This window comes from Pseudomonas sp. RIT-To-2, assembly GCF_029623465.1.
Classification (GTDB): domain Bacteria; phylum Pseudomonadota; class Gammaproteobacteria; order Pseudomonadales; family Pseudomonadaceae; genus Aquipseudomonas; species Aquipseudomonas silvicola.
Window position 1 is genome coordinate 1 of the sequence record NZ_JAPYKM010000041.1, and the last position, 26661, is coordinate 26661.

22 protein-coding genes and 1 tRNA gene are annotated in these 26661 nt (G+C 65.1%); 13 read left to right on the forward strand and 10 right to left on the reverse strand.

The genetic code is table 11. The annotated features are described in order from the left end of the window. Window positions 1-28: 28 nt before the first annotated feature. From QBK88_RS26270 to QBK88_RS26310, 9 genes are all read left to right on the forward strand, one after another. Complete coding sequence (locus QBK88_RS26270; protein WP_158157649.1) at window positions 29-988, forward strand: AAA family ATPase; 960 nt, start codon at window positions 29-31, stop codon at window positions 986-988. Between the two features lie 5 nt (window positions 989-993). Continuing rightward, the gene (locus tag QBK88_RS26275; protein WP_268144313.1) at window positions 994-1938 is read left to right on the forward strand and encodes a DUF58 domain-containing protein; all 945 of its coding nucleotides are present in this window, start codon (window positions 994-996) and stop codon (window positions 1936-1938) included. After that, window positions 1935-2429: a DUF4381 domain-containing protein gene (locus tag QBK88_RS26280; protein WP_268144315.1), complete on the forward strand. Its 495-nt coding sequence runs from the start codon at window positions 1935-1937 to the stop codon at window positions 2427-2429. The genes QBK88_RS26275 and QBK88_RS26280 overlap by 4 nt, the downstream gene beginning before the upstream one ends. Next, the gene (locus QBK88_RS26285; protein WP_277964336.1) at window positions 2422-3498 is read left to right on the forward strand and encodes a vWA domain-containing protein; all 1077 of its coding nucleotides are present in this window, start codon (window positions 2422-2424) and stop codon (window positions 3496-3498) included. Before QBK88_RS26280 ends, QBK88_RS26285 begins: the two co-directional genes overlap by 8 nt. Beyond that, entirely contained in the window at window positions 3495-5252 is a 1758-nt protein-coding gene (locus tag QBK88_RS26290; RefSeq protein WP_277964337.1) for a VWA domain-containing protein, read from the forward strand. Before QBK88_RS26285 ends, QBK88_RS26290 begins: the two co-directional genes overlap by 4 nt. Continuing rightward, window positions 5249-6883: a BatD family protein gene (locus tag QBK88_RS26295; protein ID WP_277964338.1), complete on the forward strand. Its 1635-nt coding sequence runs from the start codon at window positions 5249-5251 to the stop codon at window positions 6881-6883. Before QBK88_RS26290 ends, QBK88_RS26295 begins: the two co-directional genes overlap by 4 nt. A gap of 88 nt (window positions 6884-6971) precedes the next feature. After that, window positions 6972-8210 carry an exonuclease SbcCD subunit D C-terminal domain-containing protein gene (locus tag QBK88_RS26300; protein ID WP_277964339.1) on the forward strand — a complete coding sequence of 413 codons (1239 nt, stop codon included), beginning with the start codon at window positions 6972-6974 and terminating at the stop codon, window positions 8208-8210. Next, the gene (locus tag QBK88_RS26305; RefSeq protein WP_277964340.1) at window positions 8207-11833 is read left to right on the forward strand and encodes an AAA family ATPase; all 3627 of its coding nucleotides are present in this window, start codon (window positions 8207-8209) and stop codon (window positions 11831-11833) included. Before QBK88_RS26300 ends, QBK88_RS26305 begins: the two co-directional genes overlap by 4 nt. Then, complete coding sequence (locus tag QBK88_RS26310; protein WP_277964341.1) at window positions 11830-12414, forward strand: glutathione S-transferase; 585 nt, start codon at window positions 11830-11832, stop codon at window positions 12412-12414. The genes QBK88_RS26305 and QBK88_RS26310 overlap by 4 nt, the downstream gene beginning before the upstream one ends. 334 nt (window positions 12415-12748) lie before the next feature. Here QBK88_RS26310 and QBK88_RS26315 read toward each other — a convergent pair whose 3' ends face one another. The 3 genes from QBK88_RS26315 to uvsE form a co-directional block, all read right to left on the reverse strand. Continuing rightward, window positions 12749-12928, reverse strand: a complete 180-nt coding sequence (locus QBK88_RS26315; RefSeq protein ID WP_158157658.1) for a hypothetical protein — start codon at window positions 12926-12928, stop codon at window positions 12749-12751. Between the two features lie 201 nt (window positions 12929-13129). After that, window positions 13130-13204, reverse strand: a tRNA-Gln gene (locus tag QBK88_RS26320). Between the two features lie 183 nt (window positions 13205-13387). Continuing rightward, on the reverse strand, window positions 13388-14407 hold the full coding sequence (gene uvsE / locus QBK88_RS26325) for a UV DNA damage repair endonuclease UvsE (RefSeq protein ID WP_277964342.1): 1020 nt from the start codon (window positions 14405-14407) through the stop codon (window positions 13388-13390). Between the two features lie 193 nt (window positions 14408-14600). On the opposite strand from uvsE, the gene QBK88_RS26330 reads away from it, so the two are divergent. Beyond that, on the forward strand, window positions 14601-15071 hold the full coding sequence (locus QBK88_RS26330; protein WP_277964343.1) for a hypothetical protein: 471 nt from the start codon (window positions 14601-14603) through the stop codon (window positions 15069-15071). Between the two features lie 34 nt (window positions 15072-15105). Beyond that, entirely contained in the window at window positions 15106-15315 is a 210-nt protein-coding gene (locus QBK88_RS26335) for a DUF2945 domain-containing protein (RefSeq protein ID WP_277964344.1), read from the forward strand. 102 nt (window positions 15316-15417) lie between these two features. On the opposite strand, the gene QBK88_RS26340 is transcribed toward QBK88_RS26335, so the two are convergent. From QBK88_RS26340 to QBK88_RS26365, 6 genes are all read right to left on the reverse strand, one after another. Further along, entirely contained in the window at window positions 15418-16587 is a 1170-nt protein-coding gene (locus QBK88_RS26340; protein WP_268144334.1) for a lactonase family protein, read from the reverse strand. A gap of 73 nt (window positions 16588-16660) precedes the next feature. Next, complete coding sequence (locus QBK88_RS26345) at window positions 16661-16933, reverse strand: DUF5629 family protein (RefSeq protein WP_277964345.1); 273 nt, start codon at window positions 16931-16933, stop codon at window positions 16661-16663. 74 nt (window positions 16934-17007) lie between these two features. Next, window positions 17008-18333 (reverse strand): MFS transporter, encoded by a 1326-nt coding sequence (locus tag QBK88_RS26350; RefSeq protein WP_277964346.1) that lies wholly within the window; start codon window positions 18331-18333, stop codon window positions 17008-17010. A gap of 56 nt (window positions 18334-18389) precedes the next feature. Continuing rightward, on the reverse strand, window positions 18390-19964 hold the full coding sequence (locus tag QBK88_RS26355; protein ID WP_277964347.1) for an aldehyde dehydrogenase (NADP(+)): 1575 nt from the start codon (window positions 19962-19964) through the stop codon (window positions 18390-18392). A 9-nt stretch (window positions 19965-19973) separates the two neighbouring features. After that, window positions 19974-20966: an AraD1 family protein gene (gene araD1 / locus QBK88_RS26360; protein WP_268144342.1), complete on the reverse strand. Its 993-nt coding sequence runs from the start codon at window positions 20964-20966 to the stop codon at window positions 19974-19976. A 21-nt stretch (window positions 20967-20987) separates the two neighbouring features. Further along, window positions 20988-22319 carry an MFS transporter gene (locus tag QBK88_RS26365; protein ID WP_268144344.1) on the reverse strand — a complete coding sequence of 444 codons (1332 nt, stop codon included), beginning with the start codon at window positions 22317-22319 and terminating at the stop codon, window positions 20988-20990. Between the two features lie 187 nt (window positions 22320-22506). On the opposite strand from QBK88_RS26365, the gene QBK88_RS26370 reads away from it, so the two are divergent. Then, the gene (locus tag QBK88_RS26370; RefSeq protein ID WP_277964348.1) at window positions 22507-24246 is read left to right on the forward strand and encodes an IlvD/Edd family dehydratase; all 1740 of its coding nucleotides are present in this window, start codon (window positions 22507-22509) and stop codon (window positions 24244-24246) included. A 246-nt stretch (window positions 24247-24492) separates the two neighbouring features. Next, the gene (locus QBK88_RS26375) at window positions 24493-25389 is read left to right on the forward strand and encodes a DUF2167 domain-containing protein (RefSeq protein WP_277964349.1); all 897 of its coding nucleotides are present in this window, start codon (window positions 24493-24495) and stop codon (window positions 25387-25389) included. Between the two features lie 54 nt (window positions 25390-25443). Here the strand turns inward: QBK88_RS26375 and QBK88_RS26380 are convergent, their stop codons facing one another. Then, window positions 25444-26604 carry a hypothetical protein gene (locus tag QBK88_RS26380; RefSeq protein WP_277964350.1) on the reverse strand — a complete coding sequence of 387 codons (1161 nt, stop codon included), beginning with the start codon at window positions 26602-26604 and terminating at the stop codon, window positions 25444-25446. Between the last annotated feature and the right edge of the window lie 57 nt (window positions 26605-26661).

Consider the following 26661-nt stretch of genomic DNA (forward strand, 5'->3'; position numbering starts at 1 on the left):
CGGCCACCCTTTCCAGGAACCTTCATCGATGGAACATCGTGAAGCGCTCATCGCGCTGCGAACCTTTCTCTCTACCCAGATCCTCGGCCAGGAAAAGCTTATCGACCGCTTGCTGATCGTGCTGCTCGCCGACGGCCACATGCTGGTCGAGGGGGCGCCGGGGCTGGCCAAGACCAAGGCCATCAAGGAACTGGCAGAGGGCATCGAGGCGCAGTTCCATCGCATTCAGTTCACCCCCGACCTGCTGCCCGCCGACATCACCGGCACCGAGATCTACCGCCCGGAAACCGGCAGCTTCGTGTTCCAGCAGGGGCCGATCTTCCACAACCTGGTGCTGGCCGACGAGATCAACCGGGCCCCGGCCAAGGTGCAATCGGCCTTGCTGGAGGCCATGGCCGAGCGCCAGGTCAGCGTGGGGCGCAGCACCTACGAGCTGTCCCCGCTGTTCCTGGTCATGGCCACCCAGAACCCCATCGAGCAGGAAGGCACCTACCCCTTGCCCGAAGCCCAGCTCGACCGCTTCCTGATGCACGTGAAAATCGGCTTCCCCGATGCCGCCGTCGAGCGGCGTATTCTCCAGCAGGCCCGGGGCGAAGCGCTCAACGGCGAAACCAAGCCCGAGCGGCGGGTCAGCCAGCAGGCCATCTTTGCCGCACGCAAGGAAATCCTCGGGCTGTACATGGCTGACGCCGTGGAGGAATACCTCGTGCAACTGGTCATGGCGACCCGCACCCCCAGCAAGTTCGACCCCGAGATGGCCGAGTGGATCGCCTACGGCGCCAGCCCTCGCGGCTCCATCGCCCTGGACCGCTGCGCGCGCGCCCATGCGTGGCTTGCCGGGCGCGACTTCGTCAGCCCCGAGGACATCCAGGCCGTGCTGTTCGACGTACTGCGCCACCGCATTATCCTGTCCTTCGAGGCGGAAGCCGCTGGCATCGACCAGGACCGGGTAGTGCAGCGCATTCTCGACGTCGTCGCCGTCGCTTGACCACCATGCCGACCCCACTGCAGGCCGAACCCGGCATTCGCGTCAGCCTCGCCGAACTGATCGAGATGCGCCACCGCGTGCGCGAAGTGCAGCTGTTCTCCACCCCCGGCCAGCGCAGCCCGCTGATCGGCCTGCACCACTCCAAGCTGCGCGGGCGCGGCGTGGACTTCGACCAGGTGCGCGTGTACCAGGCCGGCGACGACGTGCGCAGCATCGACTGGCGCGTGACCGCCCGTACCCAGGAACCGCACACCAAGCTGTTCCACGAAGAGCGTGAACGGCCCATCTACATCCTGGTGGAGCAAAGCCAGCGGCTGTTCTTCGGCTCGGGGCTGATGTTCAAGTCGGTGCTGGCCGCCCAGGCCGCCGCGCTGATCGGCTGGGCAGCGCTGGGCCACAATGACCGCATCGGCGGCCTGGTGTACGGCGACGGCGAGTTCTACGAGGTCAAGCCGCGGCGCAGCAAGCAAAGCCTGTTGCAACTGCTCAACCGCCTGGTGCGGGTCAACCAGTCGTTGCACACCGACCGCCGCCACGACGACGAAGCCTTGAGCATGGCCCTGCGCCGCGCCCGGGAAGTGCTTCGCCCGGGCAGCCTGGCATTCATCATCTGTGACGAACGGGCGCTGAGCAGCGCCGCCGAGCAACAATTGAGCTTGCTGTCGCGCCACTGCGACCTGCTGTTGCTGCCCTTGTCCGACCCCCTGGACCACGCCCTGCCCGCCGCGGGACTGCTGCGCTTTGCCCAGAACGACGCGCAGTTGGAACTGGACACCCTCAACCCGGAACTGCGCAAGGCCTACCGCGCCCAGAGCGAGGCGCGTATCGCCCGCTGGGAGCGCCTGGCGCAGAAGCTGCGGGTGCTGATGATCTCCCTGAGCACCCAGAGCGAAATGATCGAACAGCTGCGGGCCTACCTGAACCCGCACAAACCGGGCAAAAGCCAATGAGCAGCCTGGCCGACCTGCAACCGCTGATCCCGCCACCGGCCATCAGCCTGTGGCCGCCGGCGCCTGGCTGGTGGGTGCTGCTAGCCCTGCTTCCGGTACTGGCCTGGGGCTTGTGGCGGCTGCGCCGTTTCCTGCCAAGGCGCCAGGCCCAGCAAGTCCAGGAGCAACCGCTGGACCCGGTACGCCAGGAAGCCCTGGCAGAACTGGCGCGCCTGCCCAAACCCTACGACAAAGCCCCCGCCGGTGCCTGGCTGCAGCAGATCAATGCCCTGCTCAAACGCCTGTGCCGCAACCATTACCCCAACGCCCACAGCCACACGCTCAACGGCCGTCAATGGCTGGCGTTCCTCGACAACCGCTGCCCGGCCGCGGGCCTGACGCGCTGGATGGTGCTGGTGGAAGGCGCCTACAAACCCGAATGCAAACTCGACGACAAGGCCATCGCGGGCCTGAACCACTCGGTCGAGACCTGGATCCGCAAACATGTTTGAGTTCGCCTGGCCGTGGATTTTTCTGCTGGCACCGCTGCCCTGGGTGATGCGTGCCCTGCTGCCGGTGGCCGACAGCGGCGAGCCGGCACTGAAAGTCACCTTCCTCCATGAGCTGGAAGGCCTGGCCCGGCGCCGCGCGCGCATCAGCTTGCCGAGCTGGCGCCAGCAGGCGCCCTTCATTCTGCTATGGCTGTTGCTGCTGGCCGCCGCGGCCCGCCCGCAATGGCTGGGCCAGCCGCTGCCCATCGCCGCCAGTGGCCGCGACCTGCTGGTGGCAGTGGACGTGTCCGGCTCCATGGACTACCCCGACATGCACTGGGACGACGAAGACGTGAGCCGCCTGACCGCGGTGAAACGCCTGTTGGGTGACTTTCTGGAAAACCGCAAGGGCGACCGCGTGGGTCTGATCCTGTTCGGCAGCCAGGCTTACCTGCAGGCCCCGCTGACCTTCGACCGGCATACGGTGCGCACCTGGCTGGACGAGGCGCGCATCGGCATCGCGGGCAAGAACACTGCAATAGGCGACGCCATCGGCCTGGGCCTCAAGCGCCTGCGCCTGCGCCCGGCGCAGAGCCGGGTGCTGATCCTGGTCACCGACGGTGCCAACAACGGCGGCGAGATCCACCCGCTCACCGCTGCGAAGCTGGCGGCCGAGGAGCACGTGAAGGTGTACACCATCGGCATCGGCGCCGACCCGTCCGAAGACGGCGCGGTGGGCATGCTTGGCATCAACGCGACCATGGACCTGGATGAAGCCAGCCTGACCGAAATCGCACGCATGACAGGCGGCCAGTATTTCCGAGCCCGCGACGGTAACGAGCTCAAGGCCATCGGCGCAGCCCTGGACCGTCTGGAGCCAGTCACCCAACAACCGACCCAGGCACGCCCTGTCCAGGCCCTGTACAACTGGCCCCTGGCCGCCGCCCTGCTGATCAGCCTGCTATGGGTGGTGCGCGAGCAATGGCCCAGTGCCCCCTGGCAGCGCCTGATGCAGCGCCGCACCTACCTGCCGCCTGCCAGCGACTGGCGCGAACGGCTCAAGCGCCTGCGCCTGCGGAGGCGCCGATGATCGCCCTGTGGCCCCACTGGTTCCGGCCCGCCTGGCTGTTGCTGGTGCCCGTGCTCGCCTGGTTGCTGTGGAAAGTCTGGCACCGGGAAAAACGCACCGGCCGCTGGCAACTGCTGTTGCCCCAGGCCTTCCATGCCACGCTGCTGCGCGGCGGTAGCGGCCGTGGCAGCAAGACGCCCTGGGTAGCCCTGGGCCTGGCCTGGCTGCTGGCCGTGCTGGCGCTGCTGGGCCCCAGTTGGCAGCGTGTGGAGCAAACCAGCCAGAAGCCCGCCGACCCGCTGGTGGTGATGCTGGAACTGACCCCGGACATGCTCGCCACCGACGTGGCACCCAACCGCCTGGAGCAGGCCAAGCGCAAGCTGCTTGACCTGCTGCAGGCGCGCCGCGACTCGCAGACGGCGATCATCGTCTATGCCGGTTCCGCCCATGTGCTGGTGCCGCTCTCCGACGACCTGGCCACCAGCCGCAATCTGCTGGATGCGGTCAAGCCGTCGATCATGCCGCAAAGCGGCCACCGGGCTGACCTGGCCGTGGAAAAGGGCCTGACCCTGCTGCACCAGGCGGGCCTGGGCCAAGGCCGCTTGCTGTTGATTGGCTCGTCACTCAGCGACGCGGAGCGTGACGGCCTCATCCAGCGCCTCGACCGCCAGGACCCGCCCTTGCTGATGCTGGGCATCGGCACCCGGGACGGGGCACCCGTGCGCGACGAACACGGCGACTACCTCAAGGATGCCCAGGGCGGGATCCTGATGCCGCGCCTGGACAGCATCGGCCTGAAGACTTTCCTTGGCGAAATGCACGGTGCCTACCGCCAGGCCCACCTGGAAGACGACGACCTGGGCGAACTGGGCCTGCTCGACGGCCCACTGAGCCTGCGCAGCAATGGCCAGACCGTGCAACTCGACAGCTGGGCCGACCAGGGCTACTGGCTGTTATTGCCGCTGTTGCTGCTGGCCGCCTGTGCCGGCCGTCGCGGCTGGTTGTTCTGCCTGCCACTGCTGTTGTGCCTGCCCCAGCACAGCTTCGCCGCCAGTTGGCAAGACCTGTGGCTGCGCCCCGACCAGCAGGGCCAGCGCCTGCTGCACCAGCAGCGCCCCGCCGAAGCCGCCCGCAGCTTCCAGGACCCGCAATGGCAAGGTATCGCCCTGTACCGGGCCGGCGACTACGCCGCTGCCGCCCAGCGCTTCGCCGAAGGCAACGAAGCCCGCGACCATTACAATCGCGGTAACGCCCTGGCCATGAGTGGGGAGCTGGAAGCAGCGCTGGATGCCTACGACCAGGCCCTGGAACGCCAGGCCGACCTGGGCCCGGCCCTGCGCAACAAAGCCCTGGTGGAACAACTGCTCAACCAGCAGCGACGCCAGGCCCAGGCCGCCGCCGACGCAGCCGCCGAGGCCGCGCGCAATGCCGCCAGCGCCGCCACCGCCCCGGCGCAAAACGGCCAGCCCGATGCCGCCGCCCAGCAGCAGGCACAACCCAGCGAAAGCGCCCCCCAGGACAAGCCACCCCAGGCGCAGAGCACCACCAGCAACACCGCGGCCCCCCGCGACAATGACAGTGCCGATACCAGCAACCAGACCCCGGACGCCCAGACGCCGGTGTTTGCCCCGCAGCCACCGGCCGACGGCGACCTCAATGACGAGCAGCGCCAGGCCCTGGAACAATGGCTGCGGCAGATACCCGACAACCCGTCGGAACTGTTGCGGCGCAAATTCTGGTACGAACAGCAACAGCATCAGGAAAAGACCCGATGAGTCGCGCAAGCGTCCTGCCCCTCACCCTGCTGATGGCCACCCTGGCCAGCCAGGCCCACGCCGCCGTGCTGACCGCCAGCGTAGACCGGGCCCGCCTGGACGTGGGCGAAACCCTGGTGCTGACCCTGGAAACCAGCGATGTCACCCAGTTCGGCAAGCCCGACCTTTCCGCGCTGGATGGCGCCTTCGAGGTGCGGGACACGCGCCAGGTCAACCAGCTGCGCACCCTGGGCGCCGACAGCCAGGCCACCACGCGCTGGTTGATCACCCTGCTGCCACGCCAGACCGGCACCGTGGTGATCCCGGCGCTGCAGATCGGCGACCTGCGCAGTGAGCCTATCAGCGTGCAAGTCCAGGCCGGCCAGGCGCCCGATGCCAACACCGAGGCGCCGGTGTCCATCGAGGCCAGCCTGGACAGCGACAGCGTCTACGTGCAGGCCCAGGCGTTGCTGACCGTGCGGGTGTACCACTCGGTGTCGCTGTACGATGACAGCAACCTGACGCCCCTGCAGTTGGCGGATGCCCGCATCGAGCCGGTGGGCGAGTCCCGCACCTATGAAAAACTCATCAATGGCGTGCGCCATGGGGTGATCGAAACCCGCTACGCCATCTACCCGCAGCACAGCGGCAGCCTGCAGGTGCCGGCGTTGACCTTCAGCGCCACCGAGGTCGCGCCCGCGCCCCAAGGCCAGGATGCCGGCGGCAACACCCCGCACCCGGGGCAAGTGGTGCATGTCAGCACCACGCCCCTGAACCTCACGGTCAAGCCCAAGCCCGCCGCCTACCCGGCCGACGCCCCCTGGCTGCCGACGCGCAGCCTGACGCTGACGGAAAGCTGGAACCCCGAGCCTGACCACGTGCAAGTGGGCGATTCGCTGACCCGCACCATCAGCGTCAAGGCCGAGGGCCTGTCGGCCGCGCAACTGCCGCCGTTGCCCAGCACCGATAGCACCGCCCTGCGCCGCTACCCTGACCAGGCGCAACTGAGCAACAGCACCAGCGAGCGCGGGCTGATCGGCAGCCGTGACGAGCGTGAAGCCCTGGTGCCGGCCCGCGACGGGGCCATTGAAGTACCCAGCGTCGATGTGGTCTGGTGGAACACCCTGGAAGACCACCTGGACCACACCAGCCTGCCGGCGCGCACCCTGCAGGTGGCGCCGAACCCGGCCATGGCCATCGATACCCCCGCCACCGGCACCGGCGAGCAACCCTTGCTGTGGCCCTGGCAACTGAGCACCCTGGTGCTGGCCCTGACCACCCTGACAGGCTTCGTGCTGTGGTGGCGTGCCCGTTCGCAGCCCGCCGTGGCCCGCACGGCGCAGACCGGGCCCAGCCCGCGCACCCTGCTCGACGACCTCAAGCGTGCCTGCCTGGCCAACGACCCCCAGGCCACCCGCCAGGCCCTGGACGCCTGGGCGCGCCAGCAACCGGAAACCCTGGCCGACATGGCCGCGCGTTTCGTACCGCTGTCCGACGCCCTGGACGGCCTCAACGGCGCGCTCTACAGCGAGACCGGGCAACAATGGCAAGGCCAGGAACTGTGGCGCGCCATCGGCACCATTCCGGCGTGCGAAGCCGTGCAACCGGCCAGCCCGGACAACAGCACCTTGCCGCCCCTGTACCCCAAATGAAGCCACCGCCGGCCCGATGATTGAACCCTGTGGGACCGGGCAACGCGTTACCCTCTGTTCCACGACGAGTTAACCAAGGATTTACCCGATGCGTCTGTTCCACACCTCCGACTGGCACCTGGGCCAAAGCCTCCACGGCCAGGAACGCGACTTCGAACACGCCGCGTTCCTGGCCTGGCTGCTGGCCCGCCTGGGCGAGCGCCAGCCCGACGTGCTGCTGATCGCCGGGGACATTTTCGACACCGTGAACCCGCCGGTCAAAGCCCAGGAACGCCTCTACGACTTCATCGTCAACGCCCATGAACAACAGCCCGCGCTGACCATCGTGATGATCGCCGGTAACCACGACTCCGGCTCGCGCATCGAGCTGCCCGCGCCATTGATGCGCCGCCTGCGCACTCACGCACTGGGCCGCGTGGTATGGCTGGATGACGGCCAGCTGGACAGCGAACGCCTGCTCATTCCACTGCCCGACGCCAGCGGCACGGTAAAGGCCTGGTGCCTGGCCCTGCCCTTCCTGCGCCCGGCCGAAGTCACCGGCGCCACCCTGGGCGACGACTACATCAAAGGCATCGCCCACGTGCACGAACGCCTGATCGCCGCAGCCGAAACCAAGCGCCAGCCCGGCCAGGCCCTGATTGCGATCAGCCACGCGCACATGGCCGGCGGCTCGGTGTCGGTGGACTCGGAACGCAGCCTGGTGATCGGCAGCGCCGAAGCCCTGCCCGCCAGCCTGTTCGGCGACAGCATCAGCTACGTGGCCCTGGGGCACCTGCACAAGCCCCAGCAGGTCAATGGCGAGTCGCGCATCCGCTACAGCGGCTCGCCCATCCCACTGTCGTTCTCGGAAGTGGACTACCCGCACCAGATTCTCGAAATCCACTGCGACGGCGAGCAACTGCTCAGCGTCGAACCGCACCTGATCCCCCGTGCCGTGGACCTGGTTCGCCTGGGCCCCGCGCGGTTGCAGGAGGTGCTGGAAAAACTGGCCGAGCTTCCCCAGGTCGACCTCTTGGCCGACCTCACCCACCAGCCGTGGCTGGAGGTACGTGTGATACTCGATGAACCGCAACCGGACCTGCGCCAGCAGATCGAGACCGCGCTGCAGAACAAAGCCGTGCGCCTGGTGCGCATCGGCGCCGAATACGCTGGCAGCCGTGGCAGCGATGAAGGCGACACGCCGCTGATCGAACTGGACCAGCTCAGCCCCCAGGAACTGTTCAGCCGCGCGTGGCTGGACACCTATGGCAGCGAAGTGGACACCGCCACCCTGGATGACTTCGCCCTGCTGTTGCAGGAAGTGCAACTGCAAGGAGAGCAGCCATGAAGATCCTCGCCATTCGCCTGAAGAACCTGGCCTCTCTGGCCGGCCCCGTGGAGCTGGATTTCACCGCCGAGCCCCTGGCCAGTGCCGGCCTGTTCGCCATCACGGGCCCCACCGGCGCAGGCAAAAGCACCCTGCTGGACGCCTTGTGCCTGGCGCTGTTTGGCGCGGTGCCGCGGCTGAGCAAGACCGGCCGTGACGGCAAGGTGCCGGACGTGGACGGCGAACTGAGTACCGGCGACCCGCGCACCCTGCTGCGTCGCGGTACCGGGGCAGGCTTCGCCGAGGTCGATTTCGTTGGCATCGACGGGCGCCGCTACCGCGCGCGCTGGGAAGCCAACCGCGCCCGCGACAAGGCCGGCGCCAAGTTGCAGCACAGCCGCCAGAGCCTGCGAGACCTGGACAACGACCAACTGCTGACCAGCCAGAAAAGCGAATACAAGGGCCTGCTGGAAACCTGCCTGGGCTTGAACTTCGAGCAGTTCACCCGTGCCGTGCTGCTGGCCCAGAGCGAATTCAGCGCCTTCCTCAAGGCCGACGACAACGAGCGCAGCGAACTGCTGGAAAAGCTCACCGACACGGCCCTGTACACCCGCCTGGGCAAACGTGCCTTCGAAAAGAGCCGTGACGCCCGGGACGCCCACAAGCAACTGCAAGACCAGGTGGGCAACACCGCCCCCCTGTCTGCCGAAGACCGCGAGGCCCTGGACCAGCAGTACAGCGAAGCCCTTGGCCAGCTGCGCACCGAGCAGGCGCGCCTCAAGCAGTTCGAACAGCAGCGCCAGTGGCACCAGGAAAGCCAACGCCTGCAAGGCGACCAGCAGGCCGCCGCCGAGCAACTTCAGCAGGCCGAGCAGCGCGCGCAGCAGTTGGGCGAGCAACGCGATACCCTGGTGCGCCTGGACACCTTGGCCCCCCAACGCCACCTGTTCAGCCGCCAGGCCGAACTGAATGCCGAACTGCAACCGCTGGCGGCGCATATCCACGACCATCAGCAGGCCAGCGACCACCTGCGGCAACGCCAGGCACAGTTGCAACACGCCCGGGAACAGGCGCACAACGCCCTGGGCGCCGCCCTCGACGCCCAGGCCAAGGCCGCGCCCGCCCTGCGCCAGGCCTTCGACGAACAAAGCCACCTGGCCCGCCTGGATGAACAGGCCGCGCCGCTGCAGGCGGCCCTGGCCGCCGCCGAGCAGGCCCGCGACCATGGCCGCGCGGCCATCCAGCACCTGGAACATAGCCAGCAGGCCAGCACCCTGCGCCTGAACGCTATCACCGAACACCTGCAGGCCAGCCAGGCCATGGGGCCGCTGGCCGACGCCTGGGGCGTGTGGCGCCCGCGCCTGCAACAGGCAATCACCCTCAGCGCCCGCCTGATCAAGGGCCGTGAAGAGTTACCAGGCCTGGAACAACGCGCCGAGGCCAACGGCCAGCAACTGGCCGAGCAGCAACGGGCGCTGGACACCCTGTACCAACAGGCCGGTTGCGCCCCTCATGAACTGGCGGAACGCCTGGGCACCCTGACCCGCCAGGTCCAGGAAAGCCGCCAGCACCTGCGCAGCATCGAGGAATTGCAACGGCACTGGCAGCGTCATCAGGAGTTGCTGGCCCAGCAGCAGACCCTCGCCGAACAGCAACGCAGGGCCGCCGAGCAACGCGAACTGCGCACCCGCGAGGGCCTGCAGCTGAAGGGCGAACACGAAGTCGCCGTGCAGCAACTGGACATCACCGTCGCCCTGCTCAACCGCCAGCGCCTGGCCCGCAGCGCCAGCGTCGAAGAGCTGCGCGGCCAGTTGCAGCCCGACCAGCCCTGCCCGGTCTGCGGCAGCGCCGAACACCCCTGGCACCAGCGCGAAGCCTTGTTGCAGGCCCTGGCCGGCCACGACGACAGCGAAGAGCGCAGCGCCCGCCAAGGGGTGGAAAAACTCGCCGCGCGCCTGGCCGAGTTGCGCGTGGAAGTGGCTGCCCTGCGCGATCAGCAACAGCAGTACAAACAGCAGGATGAACAGCTTAAAGGCCAACTGCAGGCCGTTGAGCCCCTGCTGCACGGCCACCCGCTGTTCGCCGTCGAGCACGACGCCCCGTGGCTGAACCAGCAACAAGAGGCGGCGGCCGAGCGCATCCAGACGTTGGAACAGCAACAAGGCGCGCTGCTGAACCTGCAACAACAGGCCGGCCACCTGCAACAACAGCTGCAACAAGCCCAGCAGGCCAGCCAGGATGCCGGCCGCTTGCTGGCCGAACAGCGCCAACACCTGCACAGCGACCAGCAACGGCTGGATGAGGAACTGCTGGCGTTTGCCGACGTGCTGACGGCGGCCGAGCGCGACGGACTGCTGACCAGCCCCGCCGCCACTTTCATGGCGCTCGACAACGGTGTCAGCCAACGCTTGCAGCAACGCGAACAGCAACGTGAAGAGCAGCAGGAACATGACGAACGTCGCCAGCGCCTGGAACACGAACGCCTGCTGCAACAGGGCCGCGAACAACAGGCCAAGGCCAAGGCAGATGAACTGGCCCAGTGTCAGCAGCAGCGCCAGGCCATCAGCGAACGCCTGAGCGCCCTGCTGGGCGAGCAGCCCAATGCGGCCGCCTGGCAAAGCGCCCTTGAGCGCGCCGTCAACCAGGCGCGTGCGGGCGAAACCGACGCCGCTGGCCAACAGCAGGCTGCCGAGACCCAAGCGGTGCAACTGGCCAGCGAACTCAAGGCCCAGCAGCAGCGCCAACACCAATTGAGCGAAGCCCTGGCCACGCTGGACGCCAGCCTCGCCGCCTGGCGCCAGCAGCACCCGCAGCTCGACGACGCCGGGCTGACGGCCCTGCTGGCCATCGACGAACAACAGGTCGCGCAACTGCGCCAGCAATTGAACAACGCCGACAAGGCCGTGGAACAGGCCCGCGTCCTGGTGCAGGAACGCGAACAGCGCTTCCAGGCCCACCAGGCCCAAGCCAACGGCGCTGTCGCATGGGAGGAACTGGAAGCCAGCCTGCTGCAGGCGCACCAGCAATGCAGCGCCTGCGAGGAAACCTGCGCCGAACTGCGCGCCGGCCAAGTCGAAGACCAGCGCCGCCTGGCCGCCCACGCCCAGTTGCAGGTGCAGATCGACCAGGCCTACGCCGAGTACCAGCGTTGGGCCCGCCTGGCCGCCCTGATCGGCTCGGCCGAAGGGGAGAAATTCCGCAAACTGGCCCAGGCCTATAACCTCGACCTGCTCGTGCACCATGCCAACGCGCAGCTGCGCCAACTGGTGCGCCGCTATCGGCTCAAGCGTGGCGGCAGCATGTTGGGCCTGCTGGTGCTGGACACGGAAATGGGCGACGAACTGCGCTCGGTGCATTCACTGTCCGGCGGTGAAACCTTCCTGGTCTCCCTGGCGCTGGCGTTGGGGCTGGCCTCCATGGCGTCGAGCACCCTGCGCATTGAATCGCTGTTCATCGACGAAGGCTTCGGCAGCCTCGACCCCGAATCACTGCAACTGGCCATGGACGCCCTTGACGGCCTGCAAGCCCAAGGCCGCAAGGTAGCGGTAATCTCCCATGTACAGGAAATGCACGAACGCATCCCGGTGCAGATCCAGGTCAAGCGCCAGGGCAACGGCTTGAGCAGTGTGGAGGTGGTGGGTTGATTCTGTATTCATTCCGCCGCTGCCCCTACGCCATGCGTGCGCGCATGGCGCTGCGCTACAGCGGCGTGGCCGTGGAGATTCGCGAAGTGAGCCTCAAGGCCAAGCCCGCCGACATGCTCGCCGCATCGCCCAAGGGCACCGTGCCGGTGCTGCTGCTGGACGACGGCCGCGTCATTGACGAGAGCCTGGACATCATGCGCTGGGCGTTGGCGAGCAACGACCCCGACGGCTGGCTGCAGGCCGATGCCGACGCCATGGCAACGTTGCTGGCCGGCAACGATGGCCCCTTCAAGCAGGCGCTGAACCGCTACAAATATGCCGACCGCTACCCTGAACACCCCATGACGTATTACCGGGACCAGGGCTGTGAGTTTCTGCGGGTGCTGGAAGGCCGCCTTGAACGAGGCGCCTGGCTATGCGGCGAACGCATGAGCCTAGCCGACGCAGCCATCGCCCCCTTTGTTCGCCAGTTTCGCGGCGTGGACCCGGCGTGGTTCGCCCAAGCGCCCTACCCGCGGGTTCGCGAGTGGATCGAGGCCTTCATCGAATCATCGCTGTTCACCGCCATCATGGCTCGTTGAACGGGCTGGAGCAGCGAATCCGCGCGCGCCGTACGGTATGCCTGGCACCACGCGGCGCCCGGGACGCGGCCAGGTCCGCTGCTACCCCACTACGAGCTGGGTGGCCAGGGTAGCAGCGAGCATCACGGCCACGTACAGGCCGATGGCAAGGTAGGCGCCCTGACGGGCGGAAGAAAGCAGGGCACTGGCCATGATCAAGGCTCCGTGGAACGAATTCAGGCGGACAGCATCGGGTATCGCGGGGTCGAAAACCAGTGACAAAGATCAATGGCGGTCATCGACTTTTTTGATTGTAGCCCAGCGCCAGGCGGCCACTGGGCTAGCTCAATGCGGATCAGTGTTGAACCTTGTGGTCCAGCGCGGCGTAGAAATTGGCGCTTTTCTGCAGGTATTGCTGGGTGTAGCTGCTGACAGCCGCCTTGCGTTCCTGAATCTGCGCACTGGCGTGGGCAGGCAGGGCAACGGTGGCGGAAACGGCGGAGGCGGCGATCACGGAAAAGAGATTGAAGTTCATGGCGGTAGTCCTCGAAGTCGGTGGTTTGGCTGGGGCCGGTGAGGCCATGGGTCAAACTTACGCCCGAGGTACGGCGGGTTGAAATTCATTGGGGTGGTAGCGGATATCACTGGGATTGATATATTCCTGGCTACCAGGCACGGAAAAACCCCTACGACACTGGGTGCCTAGGAAGCTGAGTGATGAACAAGATGATATGAATGGCAGGGGCGGCTGGATTCGAACCAACGCATGGCAGGATCAAAACCTGCTGCCTTACCGCTTGGCGACGCCCCTGTATCTGTTGCTGCGAGTGGCTGGCACTCGTTTTTGACTGTCACTGGTGTGTCTCGGTGACAGGGCGCAAATTTACCAGCTTGTTTCGTACTTGGGAAGCCCAAATGCAAAAAAATGTTTTGAAAACAGGTGCTTCCACGATTTTCCGTAGCAGCGCCCTCATGGCCGCTGCTAACAGGCTCGTCAAGCCAGGTACTGGCGGTAGAAGTCGAGCACCGCCAGGTTCTTGTCCTTGGCTTCAAACATGATGTCGAAGCGCTCGCTGAACTGCAGCGCGTAGGCGTTGGTCCAGCGGTTCCACATGCGCTCGCTGTGGGCGTACAGGTCACGCTTGGGCAGTACGTCAAGCAAGTCCGTCATTTCCAGCTTCTGGTCGGCACCGAAACCCAGCTGCTGCAAACGCTCCTGGGGCTGCGAGTAATGCATCACCGGCCGCACCCCACGCCAACTGTCGATGATGCGCGCCACCCGCGGGTCATCCGTGGCGATGTAGTCGTTCTCGTTGATCCAGCAATGGTGGATATCCAGCACCACCGGCGCCAGGTCGGCCAATTGCAGGCAGTCATCAACGCCGTAGGTTTTTTCTTCGTTCTCGAAGGTAATGCAACGGCGCGCCACGTCCGAAAGCCGTGGCCAGACTGCACGCACACCCTCCCCGCCCAGGCGACCAGCAATGTGCACATTGCATTTGAAGTCCTGAAACTGAACGCCGTAACCCATCATGCGGATCATGTCGGCGTGGTATTCAAATTCCGCCAGGCTGTTCTCCACCACGCCTGGCTTGTCGGAGCCCAGTACGCAGAATTGCCCGGGGTGAAACGACAGGCGAATATCCGCCGCCCGCGCCAACTCGCCAATAGCGGCGAAGCGCTCACCCAGCCATTGCTGCATGGCCGGGGCCTGGTAAAAGGCGCGCACATCGGCATGGCTGTAGAACGGCAGCAGGTCGCTGCTCAGGCGCAGCATGCGCAGGGTCGGCGGCAGGTCAGCCACGTAGGCCAGCAGGCGCAATTGCGCGTCGAGGTTGTGGGTCACCACTTCCATCAATTTGGCCTGGGCAATCCTGGGCTCCACCCCAGACATCCAGCGCAACGTGGTGGTACGGGGGTTGAACGCAGTCTCGATGACCTTCAAGTCGGCCAGCGACAGGTCGCGAATGGAGTGCCGGTACTGGCAGGCGAAGCCGATGCGAGGGTGGGACATGGAACCTGGGCCTTGAGGTGAGGGTCGTCTGGCTATGGACAACGGTGCGTGCGGAATTTCCCTGCGCAGGTGACGTCCGGTTGAACGAGTAGGCCTGTGGCGCAGTGTCAAAGTTGACAGTTGCGGCACAAAACCTCGCGCAGCATCCTGATCACCGACACCAAGCCAGGTGCCTCACGAGGAGTACGGGACCATGAGCGAAAAGAATATCAACGTCACGCTGCGCAACGAAGACGACGAAACGCTTTATTACTTTTTCTTCCAAAGCGCCACGGGCGACGGGTCAAGGAATATATTAAGCAACAATTCCAGCCGGTTTGAGACCACAGTGGCTTCAAGCGGAAAATTGATCGTCAGCCGAAGTAATTACTACGACTCCCCTCCTGACGACTCCGCCGCCGTACGCTTCAATCTCACCAATAACGAGAGTTTCTCGATTGAGGTTCGTCCGCTGAATAGTACACCTCAACCTTCCGCCGGATCGACGCTGCACGAAGCAGGGGCCAAAGACTTTTATAGCAATCCGTATGAGTTCGGCACCGGTGAAATTTTTCTTCCAGATCCTTCCACGAATACTGAACCGCCCTGGACGGTAGAATCTGGGAGAATCAAGCTCATCAACGTGCCTGACGGAACCCCACTGACAGTGCGCAAGTTTGCATGATGATCCAGCACGGCACGGGGCAGAAGAGACGCAGATGACCACTACCTTCAAAGCAGGCGATGCGGTGCGCTGGAACTCAGAGGCGGGAGAGATTCACGGCACGGTCGTCAAGGTCCATACCCGTGACGTGGAGTTTCTCGGGAGGACGCGGCGGGCATCGAAGAAAGAGCCGCAATACGAGGTCAGGAGTGACAAGACCGGGCACCTGGCCATGCATCATGGTGACGCGTTGAAACCGGCTTGAACCCGTGTTGACGGGTTCCCGAGCGTCGCCCGGTCCACAGGGTTTACTCATACCCCTGTGGACCGGGCGAAGCCGGGGAACCAAATGCCACCGTTACCGTGCTTAGCGCAGGAACTTCACATCCGACGGCGCATCAATGTCGAACTTCTGCACGGTATCGCCCAGCTTGCCAGTGGCGGGGTCACGCTTGACCACGACGATCTGGTTGCTCTTCTGGTTGGCGATCAGCACGAACTTGCCGCTCGGGTCGAAGGTGAACTCACGCGGTTCAACGCCTTCCACGGAACGACGCTGTACTTCCTTCAGCTCGCCCGTGGCCTTGTCGACGCTGAACGCCAGCAGTTCACTCGCTTCGCCACGGTTGGTGACGTAGAAGAACTTGCCGTCGGCCGAGAAGTGCAACGCGGCCGCGGCCTTGTGCTTGGCGTCGCCGCCAGCGGCCAGCTCCACCACTTGTTTCTGCACCAGGTTGCCAGCCTTGACGTCGAACACGAACACCTGGGCGCTCATTTCGGTGGTCAGGTAGGCATGCTTGCCGTCAGCGCTGAACAGCAGGTGGCGCGGGCCGCTGCCAGGTGGCAGTTGAATGGATGCCGGCGAAGCGGCGGTCAGCGGCTTGGCCTTGTTGGCGGCGTCGTAGTGGTAGGCGAACACCTTGTCGGCACCCAGGTCCTGCACATAGACGAACCGGCCATCGGGGCTGGAAACCACCGAGTGAACGTGATCGCTGGCCTGACGGTCGGCAACGACCTTGGAGGCGGCGTCGTGGCTTTCCTGCTGCACCAGCTCGCTCAGCGTACCGTCGGCGCCCACGCCGAACACGGACAGGCTGCCGTTCGGGTTAGGGTGGACTTCGTAGTTGGCCACGAACAGGTGTTTCTCACCTTTGGCCAGGCTTGAGAACGTCGGGTCCTCGCCCTTGGCCTCGACCTGGTTGATCAGGGTCAGGTCGTGGGTCTTGGGGTCGATCTTGAAGGAACTGACCTTGCCCACTTTGTCATGGGTGGAGTCCGGGCCGTTTTCGTTGACCGCGAACAGGTGTTTCTGGTCCTTGCTGATGGTCAGCCAGGATGGGTTTTCCACCTTGGTCACTTGCAGCGGCTTGGCACCGATCTGGCCGGTGGCGCTGTCGAAGTGGTAGCGGTAGATGCCTTCACTGGTGTTGTTGGTGTAGGTGCCCACCAGCAGGTCATAGCCGCTGGCGGCCATGGCGTGGGACGAGAGCACGGTGATTCCGCTGGCCAGCAGCAGGGGCAGGAGATGACGTTTCATTGTGTTTGTTATCCTCGACGGGTCCGTATCAGGAGACCCCGGTCATTTTCAGAAGTTGGCGCACAGGAACCGATTATTCCTGCTCGTCATCCTCGTCACTGGGGGAGAAAGCACTGAGGCAGACTAGACGATAGCTGCCTTTGTCGTTGCTGATTGCCCAGAACTGTTGCGTTTCATCGAAGTTCGCTGCCGCTATTTGCGCGGCAGTGAAATGCCAGCGCTTGAGCTCGCGGCCATCCATGCATTCGATACGCAGTTCGCCCGCGTCCAGGACAAAATCAAAGGCATGCAGATCATCGATCAACAACATGCCGCTTGTTTCTAGTTGTTCGGTAAGGCCGGTCATGACCATCTTTCATAAAAGGGGTGGAGAGGCGCCCATGATATGCCAAATCGGCCAATTTGAAACCGGTTTCTGCTTCAATCTGTCGCACCCTCTCGTGCGTAATAACGCCGCGGCACGCCCCACAGGATCAACGCCACCGCCAATAGGCTGATGATGCTCAGTACGTACAGGGCGGGGGTGGCCGCGCCGGTTAGGTCCTTGATGCGGCCGATCAGGTAGGGGGCGATCACCCCGCCCAACTGGCCCAGGGAGTTGATCAGGGCAATGCCGGCGGCCGCGGCCAGGCCGCTGAGAAAACGCGGCGGGATGGTCCAGAAGATCGGCATCCAGGCGATCAGCCCCGCCATTATCAGGCTGAGGCCCAGCATCAGCGGCAGCAGTTGGCCAGCGAAGGCCGCGCACACCAGGTAGCCCACCGCGCAAAGCATGGCGCAGCTCGCCATGTGCCACCGGCGCTCGCCATGGCGGTCAGAGCTGATACCCATCAGCACGTTGAACGCCGCGGCCCCGATGTAGGGCAGCGTGGTCAGCAAGCCGATGTGCAGGCTGTCGGCCACCCCCGCGCTGCGGATCAATTGCGGCATCCAGAACAGCAGCCCGGTCAAGGCCATGACCAGGCACAGGTAAATCGCTGACATCACGTAGGTCGTCGGGTGCTTCCATAATCCGCTCAGGGAGTGGGACGCGGGGGTTGACGTCTCCTGGGACAGGCGTTGAAGCATCAACGCCTTCTGCGCGGGGCTGAGCCACTTGGCCTGCTCGATACGGTCACTGACGAACCACAGCACCACGAAGCCGAGGATGATCGACGGGATGGCTTCGAGCAGGAACAGCCACTTCCACCCCGCCAGGCCATAGGCGCCATCGAGGCTGCCCAGGATCAAACCTGCCAGCGGGCCGCCCACCACGCCGCACAGGCAGATGGAACTCTTGAAGTAGCTGTTGACCCGGGCGCGCCGCGTAGCCGGGTACCACTGGGTGAAGAAATACAGCACGCCCGGCACGAACCCGGCCTCCATCACGCCGATCAGAAACCGCAGGGTGTAGAACCAGAACTCGCTCTGCACCAGCATCATGCAGGCCGAGGTGATGCCCCAGGTGATCATGATGCGCGCTATCCACAACCGCGCCCCCACGCGGTGCAGCAACAGGTTGCTGGGCACCTCGAAGAGGAAATAGCCGACGAAGAACAGGCTGGCGCCCAGGCCGTAGACGGTATCGCTGAAGCCCAGGTCGCTCTGCATTTCCAGCTTGGCGAAACTGATGTTGACCCGGTCCAGGTAGGCGAACAGAAAGCAGAGGATGAACAGCGGCACGATTCGCCAGTTCACCTTGCGGTACAGCGCGTCCTCGGACAGCTCGCCGGCGGCGGCGCCCAGTGCAGCGGTTTGCGTGGCCATGTCACACCTCTGTTGTTTTTATAGGCGTTGTGCCGGTGTTGCAGGGCAAGCCCGCCTCAGAGCGCAGCGCGGCTCGGGGCGCCGTCCACCAGGCGGGTCAGGCCCAGGGGGTTGGCATTGCGCAACGGCTCGGGCAGCAGTTCGTCCGGGTAGTTCTGGAAGCACACCGGCCGCAGGAAACGGTCGATGGCCAGGGTACCCACCGACGTGCCACGGGCATCGGAGGTGGCCGGGTACGGGCCGCCATGCACCATGGCTTCGCACACTTCCACCCCGGTGGGGTAGCCATTGAGCAGGATGCGCCCGACCTTCTGTTCCAGCAGCGCGGTGAGTTCACCAAACTGACGCAGGTCACTGGGCTCACCGATGATCGTCGCCGTTAGTTGGCCGTGCAGGGCGTGCAACGCCGCCTGCAACTGGTACGTATCGGCCACCTCGACGAGAACAGTGGCAGGGCCGAAGACCTCTTCCTGCAGCACTTCATCGCCCTCGAGCAACAGGCTGACATCCGCCTGGAACAACTGTGGGTGCGCCTGGTTGCCCTGTTGCGCCGCACCGGCCAGGTGGTGGATGCCTTCATGGGCGTGCAGCGCCGCCAGCCCTTCGCCGTAACTGCGCAACGTGCCGGCGTTGAGCATGGTCTGCGCCGGCTGCGCGCCCATGGCCGCGGCCAGTTGCTGAACGAACACACTGAAACCTGGCGACTTCAGGCCGATGACCAGGCCGGGGTTGGTGCAGAACTGCCCACAGCCTTGCACCACCGAGGCCGTCAGCTCGCGGGCGACGGTTTCGCCGCGCACCTCCAGGGCCTGGGGCAGAACGATCACCGGGTTGATGCTGGACATCTCGGCGAACACCGGAATCGGCTGGGGGCGCGAAGCCGCCATGTCGTACAGCGCCCGGCCGCCTTTGAGCGAGCCGGTGAAGCCCACGGCCTGAATGGCCGGGTGCTTGACCAGCGCCTCCCCTACCCCGGCGCCATAGATCATGTTGAACACCCCGGCGGGCATCCCGCTGCTCACCGCTGCGCGAATGATCGCGTTGGCCACCCGCTCGGCCGTGGCCATGTGGCCACTGTGGGCCTTGAACACCACCGGGCAACCCGCCGCCAGGGCCGCGGCGGTGTCACCGCCTGCGGTGGAGAACGCCAGGGGAAAGTTGCTGGCGCCGAACACCGCCACCGGGCCCACGCCGATGCGGTACTGGCGCAGGTCCGGGCGTGGCAGGGGTGCGCGCTCAGGCAAGGCCCGGTCGATGCGCGCACCGTAGAAGTCCCCTCGGCGCAGCACCTTGGCGAACAAACGCATCTGCCCGCTGGTGCGGGCCCGCTCACCCTGGATACGCGCGGCCGGCAAGGCGGTTTCCTGGGTCACCAGGGCGACGAAGTCATCGCCCAGGCTATCCAGCTCATCGGCGATGGCGTCCAGAAACTGCGCCCGCCGCTCACTGCTCACATTTCGGTAGGCGGGGTACGCCGCCTGGGCGGCACGGGCGGCCGCGTCCACTTCGGCAGGCGTGGCCTGGTAGAAATCGAATGGCAGTTCAGCGCCAGTGCTGGCGTCCACGCTTTTGACGACCACGCTGCCCTGGGCACTGCGCCCGCCGCCAATGTAGTGATGACCACGAATCATGGAACCTCCTCACAAAATACCGATGGCGCCTGGGGTGAACACCGCTTCGGCACGGCCAACGCGGTTGTTCAGCGGCGCGCCGAATTCATCCAGGCTGATCTCGAACCGGTCGCCCACCTGGGTGCTGATGCCATCGGCGAACGACAGCGTGGCCGTGCCGAAGAAATGGATGTGCACGTCACCGGGGCGCAGGAACTGCGCATATTTGAAGTGGTGGTATTCCAGGTTGTCGAAGCTATGGCACATGTTCGCCGCGCCGCTGAGGAATTCCTTCTCCCACAGCAGTTTGCCGTCGCGCCAGATACGGCTGGTGCCTGCCAGGTGCTGGGGCAATTCACCCACGCGCAGCTCCGGCCCGTAGGAACAATGGCGTAATTTGGAATGGGCCAGGTACAGGTAGTTCTTGCGCTCCATCACATGGTCGGAGAATTCGTTGCCCAGGGCGAAGCCCAGGCGATAGGGCTTGCCGTCATGGCCGATCACATACAGGCCGCCCAGTTCCGGCTCCTCGCCGGCGTCCTCGGCGAACGGCGGTACCGGGAACTCGCCACCGGGGCGTACCACGATGCTGCCGTCGCCCTTGTAGAACCATTCCGGCTGCACACCCGCCTGCCCCGCCACGGGCTTGCCGCCTTCCAGGCCCCATTTGAAGATTTTCATGCTGTCGGTGATGGCGCTTTCGTCGCCCACCTGCTGGTGCATCTTGTCGCGCGTAGCGGCGCTGCCCAGGTGGGTCAGGCCGGTGCCGGTCACCAGCATATGCGCCGGGTCCGGGTGGTCCAGGGGCGGCAGGAGGCGGCCTTCGTCCAGCAACTGCTGGTAATCATGGTGCTGGCCCAGCCCCAGGTCGTCGACCTGGCGAGCCAGACCAGCACCGGCCTCGATGGCCGCCAGGGCCAGTTCGCGCACGCTGGTGGCGCCGCGCACTTCGTGGACGCGGTCGCCGTCGACCAGGCCGACGCGGCGCTGGCCATCCATCAATTGGAATTGCACTAGACGCATGGTGAAAGCTCCCTTGTTTGATCAGGTACGCGCGCTGGGTTGCGCGCTGCGGGCACTGGCGGCGAACTGCTCGGCCGGCAGCGCATGGCGGCGCTCCAGCAGGCGGTAGACGACGCCGGTCAGCAGCAGGCCGAACAGCATCACGCCAGTGAGGAAATACAGGCCGCTGGCCAGGTTGCCGGTGTACTCCTTGAGCGCACCGATGACGAACGGGCCGATGTAGCCGCCCAGGTTGCCCACCGAGTTGATCAGGGCAATCCCGGCGGCCGCACTGGCACCGGCGAAGAATCGGCCCGGCAGGGTCCAGAACACCGCCGTGCAGGAAAACAGCGAGAAGGCCACCAGCGACAGCGCCACCAGTTGCAGCACCGGCACGCTGAGCCAGGCACTGAAGAACAACCCCGCCGCGCCCAGCACATACAGCACGGCCAGGTGGCCATAACGGTCATTGAGGCGGTCGGAGCTGCGCGGCACGATCAGCAGGCCGACGATGCCGAAGATGTACGGCACCGCCGACACGAAGCCCGTCACCAGGTCGCTGCCACCGAACTGCTTGATCAGGGTAGGCAGCCACAGGCCCAGGCCATAGATGCTGAGGGTCACGGGCAAGTAGAACAGCGCCAGCAGCAGCACGCGGTAGTCCTTGAGCGCGTGCAGCGGGTTGCCGTGGCGGGTCTGGCCGTACACGTCCAGGTCCTTTTTCAGCTCACCGGCCAGCCAGCCTTTTTCGACGTCGGTCATCCAGCGTACCTGCGCCGGGCCGTCGGGCAGCCAGCGCAGCACGGGCCAGGTCAGCAGGATGGCCGGGGTGCCGATGGCGATGAACAACCATTGCCAGCCATGCAGGCCCAGTACCCCGTCCATGCCCAGCAGGCCACCGGACACGGGGCCTGTGATCATCATGGCGATGGGCTGGGAGAGGATGAACAGGCCGAGGATCTTGCCCCGGTGGCGAACCGGGAACCATTGGGTGATGTAGTACAGCACGCCAGGGAAGAAGCCCGCCTCGGCGGCGCCCAGCAGAAAGCGCATCACGTAGAAGCTGTTGGGCCCCTGCACGAAAGCCATGCCGATGGTGATGGCGCCCCAGGTAATCATGATGCGGGCGAACCAGCGGCGTGCGCCGAAGCGCGACAGCAGCAGGTTGCTGGGAATTTCCAACAGGAAGTAGCCAATGAAGAACAACCCCGCGCCCATGCCGTAGGCGGCATCACCGATGCCCACGTCACTGCCCATGTGCAGCTTGGCGAAGCCCACGGCGGAGCGGTCCACGTAGGCCACCAGGTACAGCAGGATCAGGAAGGGGATCAACTTGAGGGTGATACGCCTGACCAGGCGAAGTTCTTCGCTCATGGCAACGGTCTCCAATTGTTCTTGTTATGGAAATGGGGATCGCCAGGCGCGCGGGGCGGCTGTTCGTCCTCCGTTGCGACCGACTATATAGTATTACTATTTAACCGACAACGGCTTCACAAGCTGAGCGTTTAGGCCTATTTTACCTATCAGCGCCGCCATTAAGTCTTACAATAAGAGAATTCCCATGTCTGATAAGAAACCTACCCTGCGCTCCGCCCAGTGGTTCGGCACCGCCGACAAGAACGGCTTCATGTACCGCAGCTGGATGAAGAACCAGGGCATCGCCGACCATCAATTTCATGGCAAGCCGATCATCGGCATCTGCAACACCTGGTCGGAGCTGACCCCCTGCAACGCCCACTTCCGTACCATTGCCGAACACGTCAAGCGTGGCGTGCTGGAGGCCGGCGGCTTTCCGGTGGAATTCCCGGTGTTCTCCAATGGCGAGTCGAACCTGCGCCCCACCGCCATGCTCACCCGCAACCTGGCGAGCATGGACGTGGAGGAAGCCATCCGCGGCAACCCCATCGACGGCGTGGTGTTGCTCACCGGCTGTGACAAGACCACTCCGGCCCTGCTGATGGGCGCTGCCAGTTGCGATGTGCCGGCCATCGTCGTCACCGGCGGGCCGATGCTCAACGGCAAGCACAAGGGCCGCGACATCGGCGCCGGTACCATCGTCTGGCAAATGCATGAATCGCTGAAAGCCGGGCAGATCAGCCTGGATGAGTTCCTCTCGGCCGAAGCCGGCATGTCGCGCTCGGCCGGTACCTGCAACACCATGGGCACGGCGTCGACCATGGCGTGCATGGCTGAAGCGCTGGGCACTTCCCTGCCCCACAACGCCGCCATTCCAGCGGTGGACTCGCGCCGCTACGTGCTGGCGCACATGTCCGGCATGCGCGCGGTGGAGATGGTCAAGGAAGACTTGCGCCTGTCGAAGATCCTCACCCGCCAAGCCTTCGAAAACGCCATCCGCGTCAACGCTGCCATCGGCGGCTCCACCAACGCGGTCATCCATTTGAAAGCCATCGCCGGGCGCATCGGCGTGGACCTGGAACTGGACGACTGGACCCGCATCGGCCGTGGCACCCCCACCCTAGTGGACCTGCAGCCGTCCGGGCGTTTCCTGATGGAAGAGTTCTACTACGCCGGCGGCCTGCCTGCCGTGCTGCGCCGCCTGGGTGAAAACAACCTGATCCCCAACCCCGAAGCCCTGACCGTCAACGGCAAGAGCCTGTGGGACAACGTGCGCAACTCGCCCATCTACGGTGACGACGAAGTCATCCGCGCCATCGACAACCCCTTGGTGGCCGACGGCGGCATCTGCGTGCTGCGCGGCAACCTCGCGCCCCTGGGCGCGGTGCTCAAGCCTTCCGCGGCCACCCCGGCACTGATGAAACACCGCGGCCGCGCCGTGGTGTTCGAGAACTTCGACCAGTACAAGGCGCGCATCAACGACCCGGAACTGGACGTGGACGCCGACTCCATCCTGGTGATGAAAAACTGCGGGCCGAAGGGTTACCCGGGGATGGCCGAAGTCGGCAACATGGGCCTGCCGGCCAAGCTGCTGGCCCAGGGCGTGACCGACATGGTGCGTATCTCCGACGCGCGCATGAGCGGCACCGCCTATGGCACCGTGGTGCTGCATGTAGCGCCGGAGGCTGCCGCTGGTGGGCCATTGGCGGCGGTGCAGGAAGGTGACTACATCGAACTGGACTGCAGCACCGGGCGTTTGCACCTGGACATCAGTGACGCCGAGCTGGCCGCGCGCTTGGCGGACTGGCAGGCACCGGTGAACAACCTGCTGGCCGGTGGGTACCGACAGTTGTATGTGGACCACGTAATGCAGGCGGACCAGGGCTGCGACTTCGACTTCCTGGTAGGCTGCCGAGGCGCGGAAGTGCCACGGCATTCGCACTGATCCCGTCCTCAAGACGCGGACGGCTTGTAGAAGCACAGCTTGCTGGCGAACGATGCAACGCTATCCATCAGGAAACCGCGCTGCCTTTTTCGCCAGCAAGCCACCCACAAGGACAATAGCCGCCGCCCGTCATCAGCTTGCGCCCCCATGACAAAAAACTCATGTTTCAGGGTTGTAACACTGGTGACACCCCACGCCCGCCTGTATCCTGTGCCGCAAATTTATTTCCAAATGTAAGGGACTACGATGAAATACCTGCGCCCCCTCCTGGCCGCAGCCTTGCTGTGCGCCGTGAATTTGCCTGTGCATGCCGATACCCCACCCGGTACCACACAGACGCAACCGAAAATGACCGCCGAACAACTGCTGGCCTCCCTCAAGCCCCAGCACGGCACCATCCAGCTGCCCGGCGACATCGCCACCCTCAAGCTCAACGATGATTTCTATTACCTGTCGCCGGCAGACACCGAGCGCGTGCTCAATATCGGCTGGGGTAACCCGCCGGGTATCGAAACCCTGGGCATGATTGTGCCCAAGGCCACCAACCCGCTGTCGGAGCGCGGTTGGGGGGTGATCGTCAGCTACCAGGAAGACGGCCATATCTCCGACGACGACGCCGCCAAGATCGACTACGGCCAGTTGCTCAAGGACATGCAGTCCGAGGACAAGGACGACAACAAGCAACGCCGCGAGCAGGGCTACGATGGCATCAGCCTGGTGGGCTGGGCCGAGCCGCCGCACTACGATGGCCAGAGCCACAAGATCTACTGGGCCAAGGAGCTACGGGCCGACCACGCCGATGTCAACAGCCTGAACTACAGCATCCGCGTGCTGGGCCGCAAAGGCGTGCTGGAGCTCAATGCCGTGGCCACCATGAACGATTTGCCCACCATCAAGCGCGAACTGCCACAGGTGATGGGCTTCGCCGACTTCACCGACGGCAACCGCTATGCCGACTACAGCCCGGCCACCGACAAACTGGCCTCCTACGGCCTGGCGGCCCTGGTAGCCGGCGGCGTGGCCAGCAAGGCTGGCCTGTTCGCCAAGCTGGGCGTGCTGTTGCTGGCGTTCAAGAAGTTCATCGTGATCGGCGTCGTAGCGGTCGGCGCTTTCCTGCGCAAGCTGTTCAAGCGCAAGGGCTGAACACCCTCCAGGCGCTGTACGAAATGCTTCCGGCGCAGCCATTTCATGCAGCCCCTAGGGCAACGCCGCGGCGCAATCCGGCAACGCGACATTACAGCCGGTGAACCCACCGTCATCGGTGCCCAGCAAGCGGTTGTACACCAACCGGCTGAGCACCGATTGCGGCAGGTTGAAATTGCGCCGAAACGGCGTCACCACCCATTCGTTGGCGACGCTTTTTTCCATCAACCGCTCGAAGCTGCCCACCACCGACTTGGCGGCATGGTCGCGGCTGACCCCGCCACGCTGGTAGAACGCCGCGGCATCACGCGCCGCGCGGAACAGAATGTTGCACACCTGGGCCACGCTGAACACCTTCAGCGCCGTGACCACCATGGCCCGGGTCTTCTCCCCCGCCCGGTACCCCAGGCGGTACTCCTCCAGCGCCATCTCCAGGAAGGCCAGGCATTCGAGCAAGGCCATCTGATCGCAACACGCCTTTATCGGGCCGGCGCCCGCAGTGATGAACCCGGGTTGCAACACGTGAGCTTCCAACCGTTCGTACAACAACACACCGCTGGCGCCCTGGACCGTCGGCAACCAGCGCACCTCGGTGAAATGCACGCGGGCGTTCTGTTGGCTGTCGAGCTCGATGGCAGTGCAGATCGATTCCGGGTCCACGGCGATCACACCGTTGCGCCACAGTTCGTTGATCAGGTCACGATCGAAATCGCGCATGGGGGTCAGCCGCTCATGGCGCACCTGGCAATAGGGGCGAATGTAGGCCAGGTCTTCGCTGCCGGCATACTTGAGCAATGCCCACAGGTACAGGCAATGGCGCGGGTCCAGCTGCGCCAGGGGCTTTGCCTGGGCCATGGACCGCTCCAGCGCCTCCACCAGGCGCAGGCGCTTGGCGCACGCCAACTGTTCGCGCTCGGTCGCCGTGCAGGCAGCGCACTGGAACACACGGCGCTCAGCACGGGAGATGTAGTCGCTGCGGGTGCCAAACTGCATGGGCTCACCGCAGCGCGTGCACTTGATCAGCGTCGACCAGGCGCGGGAATGGCGCTTGACCAGCGCCGTGAACTCGGTCTGGCTGATCCCTTCGTCACGGTAGATCCTGGCCACGGTTTCGACGAAACGGCCGCCCTCCACGCGCCAGTAGCGCAGGCATAGCGCCTGGGTCACGGGGTCGGCGTCCACGTACTCGATGTGCAGGCCTGGTTTTTCACTCATGGGGCGGGTCTCGGGTGGCGGTTCCAGAGCGCAGACTCTAGGCAAAGTCCCCGGAGA

What these genes read in the sequence shown, in the direction of transcription:
- QBK88_RS26335 (WP_277964344.1), top strand. Translation starts at nt 15,106, where the DNA reads ATGACCACTACCTTCAAAGCAGGCGATGCGGTGCGCTGGAACTCAGAG.
- QBK88_RS26285 (WP_277964336.1), top strand. Translation starts at nt 2,422, where the DNA reads ATGTTTGAGTTCGCCTGGCCGTGGATTTTTCTGCTGGCACCGCTGCCC.
- QBK88_RS26350 (WP_277964346.1), bottom strand. Translation starts at nt 18,333, where the DNA reads ATGGCCACGCAAACCGCTGCACTGGGCGCCGCCGCCGGCGAGCTGTCC.
- QBK88_RS26355 (WP_277964347.1), bottom strand. Translation starts at nt 19,964, where the DNA reads ATGATTCGTGGTCATCACTACATTGGCGGCGGGCGCAGTGCCCAGGGC.
- QBK88_RS26275 (WP_268144313.1), top strand. Translation starts at nt 994, where the DNA reads ATGCCGACCCCACTGCAGGCCGAACCCGGCATTCGCGTCAGCCTCGCC.
- QBK88_RS26295 (WP_277964338.1), top strand. Translation starts at nt 5,249, where the DNA reads ATGAGTCGCGCAAGCGTCCTGCCCCTCACCCTGCTGATGGCCACCCTG.
- QBK88_RS26380 (WP_277964350.1), bottom strand. Translation starts at nt 26,604, where the DNA reads ATGAGTGAAAAACCAGGCCTGCACATCGAGTACGTGGACGCCGACCCC.
- QBK88_RS26270 (WP_158157649.1), top strand. Translation starts at nt 29, where the DNA reads ATGGAACATCGTGAAGCGCTCATCGCGCTGCGAACCTTTCTCTCTACC.
- QBK88_RS26290 (WP_277964337.1), top strand. Translation starts at nt 3,495, where the DNA reads ATGATCGCCCTGTGGCCCCACTGGTTCCGGCCCGCCTGGCTGTTGCTG.
- QBK88_RS26345 (WP_277964345.1), bottom strand. Translation starts at nt 16,933, where the DNA reads ATGACCGGCCTTACCGAACAACTAGAAACAAGCGGCATGTTGTTGATC.
- araD1 (WP_268144342.1), bottom strand. Translation starts at nt 20,966, where the DNA reads ATGCGTCTAGTGCAATTCCAATTGATGGATGGCCAGCGCCGCGTCGGC.
- QBK88_RS26375 (WP_277964349.1), top strand. Translation starts at nt 24,493, where the DNA reads ATGAAATACCTGCGCCCCCTCCTGGCCGCAGCCTTGCTGTGCGCCGTG.
- uvsE (WP_277964342.1), bottom strand. Translation starts at nt 14,407, where the DNA reads ATGTCCCACCCTCGCATCGGCTTCGCCTGCCAGTACCGGCACTCCATT.
- QBK88_RS26280 (WP_268144315.1), top strand. Translation starts at nt 1,935, where the DNA reads ATGAGCAGCCTGGCCGACCTGCAACCGCTGATCCCGCCACCGGCCATC.
- QBK88_RS26365 (WP_268144344.1), bottom strand. Translation starts at nt 22,319, where the DNA reads ATGAGCGAAGAACTTCGCCTGGTCAGGCGTATCACCCTCAAGTTGATC.
- QBK88_RS26300 (WP_277964339.1), top strand. Translation starts at nt 6,972, where the DNA reads ATGCGTCTGTTCCACACCTCCGACTGGCACCTGGGCCAAAGCCTCCAC.
- QBK88_RS26315 (WP_158157658.1), bottom strand. Translation starts at nt 12,928, where the DNA reads ATGAACTTCAATCTCTTTTCCGTGATCGCCGCCTCCGCCGTTTCCGCC.
- QBK88_RS26305 (WP_277964340.1), top strand. Translation starts at nt 8,207, where the DNA reads ATGAAGATCCTCGCCATTCGCCTGAAGAACCTGGCCTCTCTGGCCGGC.
- QBK88_RS26340 (WP_268144334.1), bottom strand. Translation starts at nt 16,587, where the DNA reads ATGAAACGTCATCTCCTGCCCCTGCTGCTGGCCAGCGGAATCACCGTG.
- QBK88_RS26330 (WP_277964343.1), top strand. Translation starts at nt 14,601, where the DNA reads ATGAGCGAAAAGAATATCAACGTCACGCTGCGCAACGAAGACGACGAA.
- QBK88_RS26370 (WP_277964348.1), top strand. Translation starts at nt 22,507, where the DNA reads ATGTCTGATAAGAAACCTACCCTGCGCTCCGCCCAGTGGTTCGGCACC.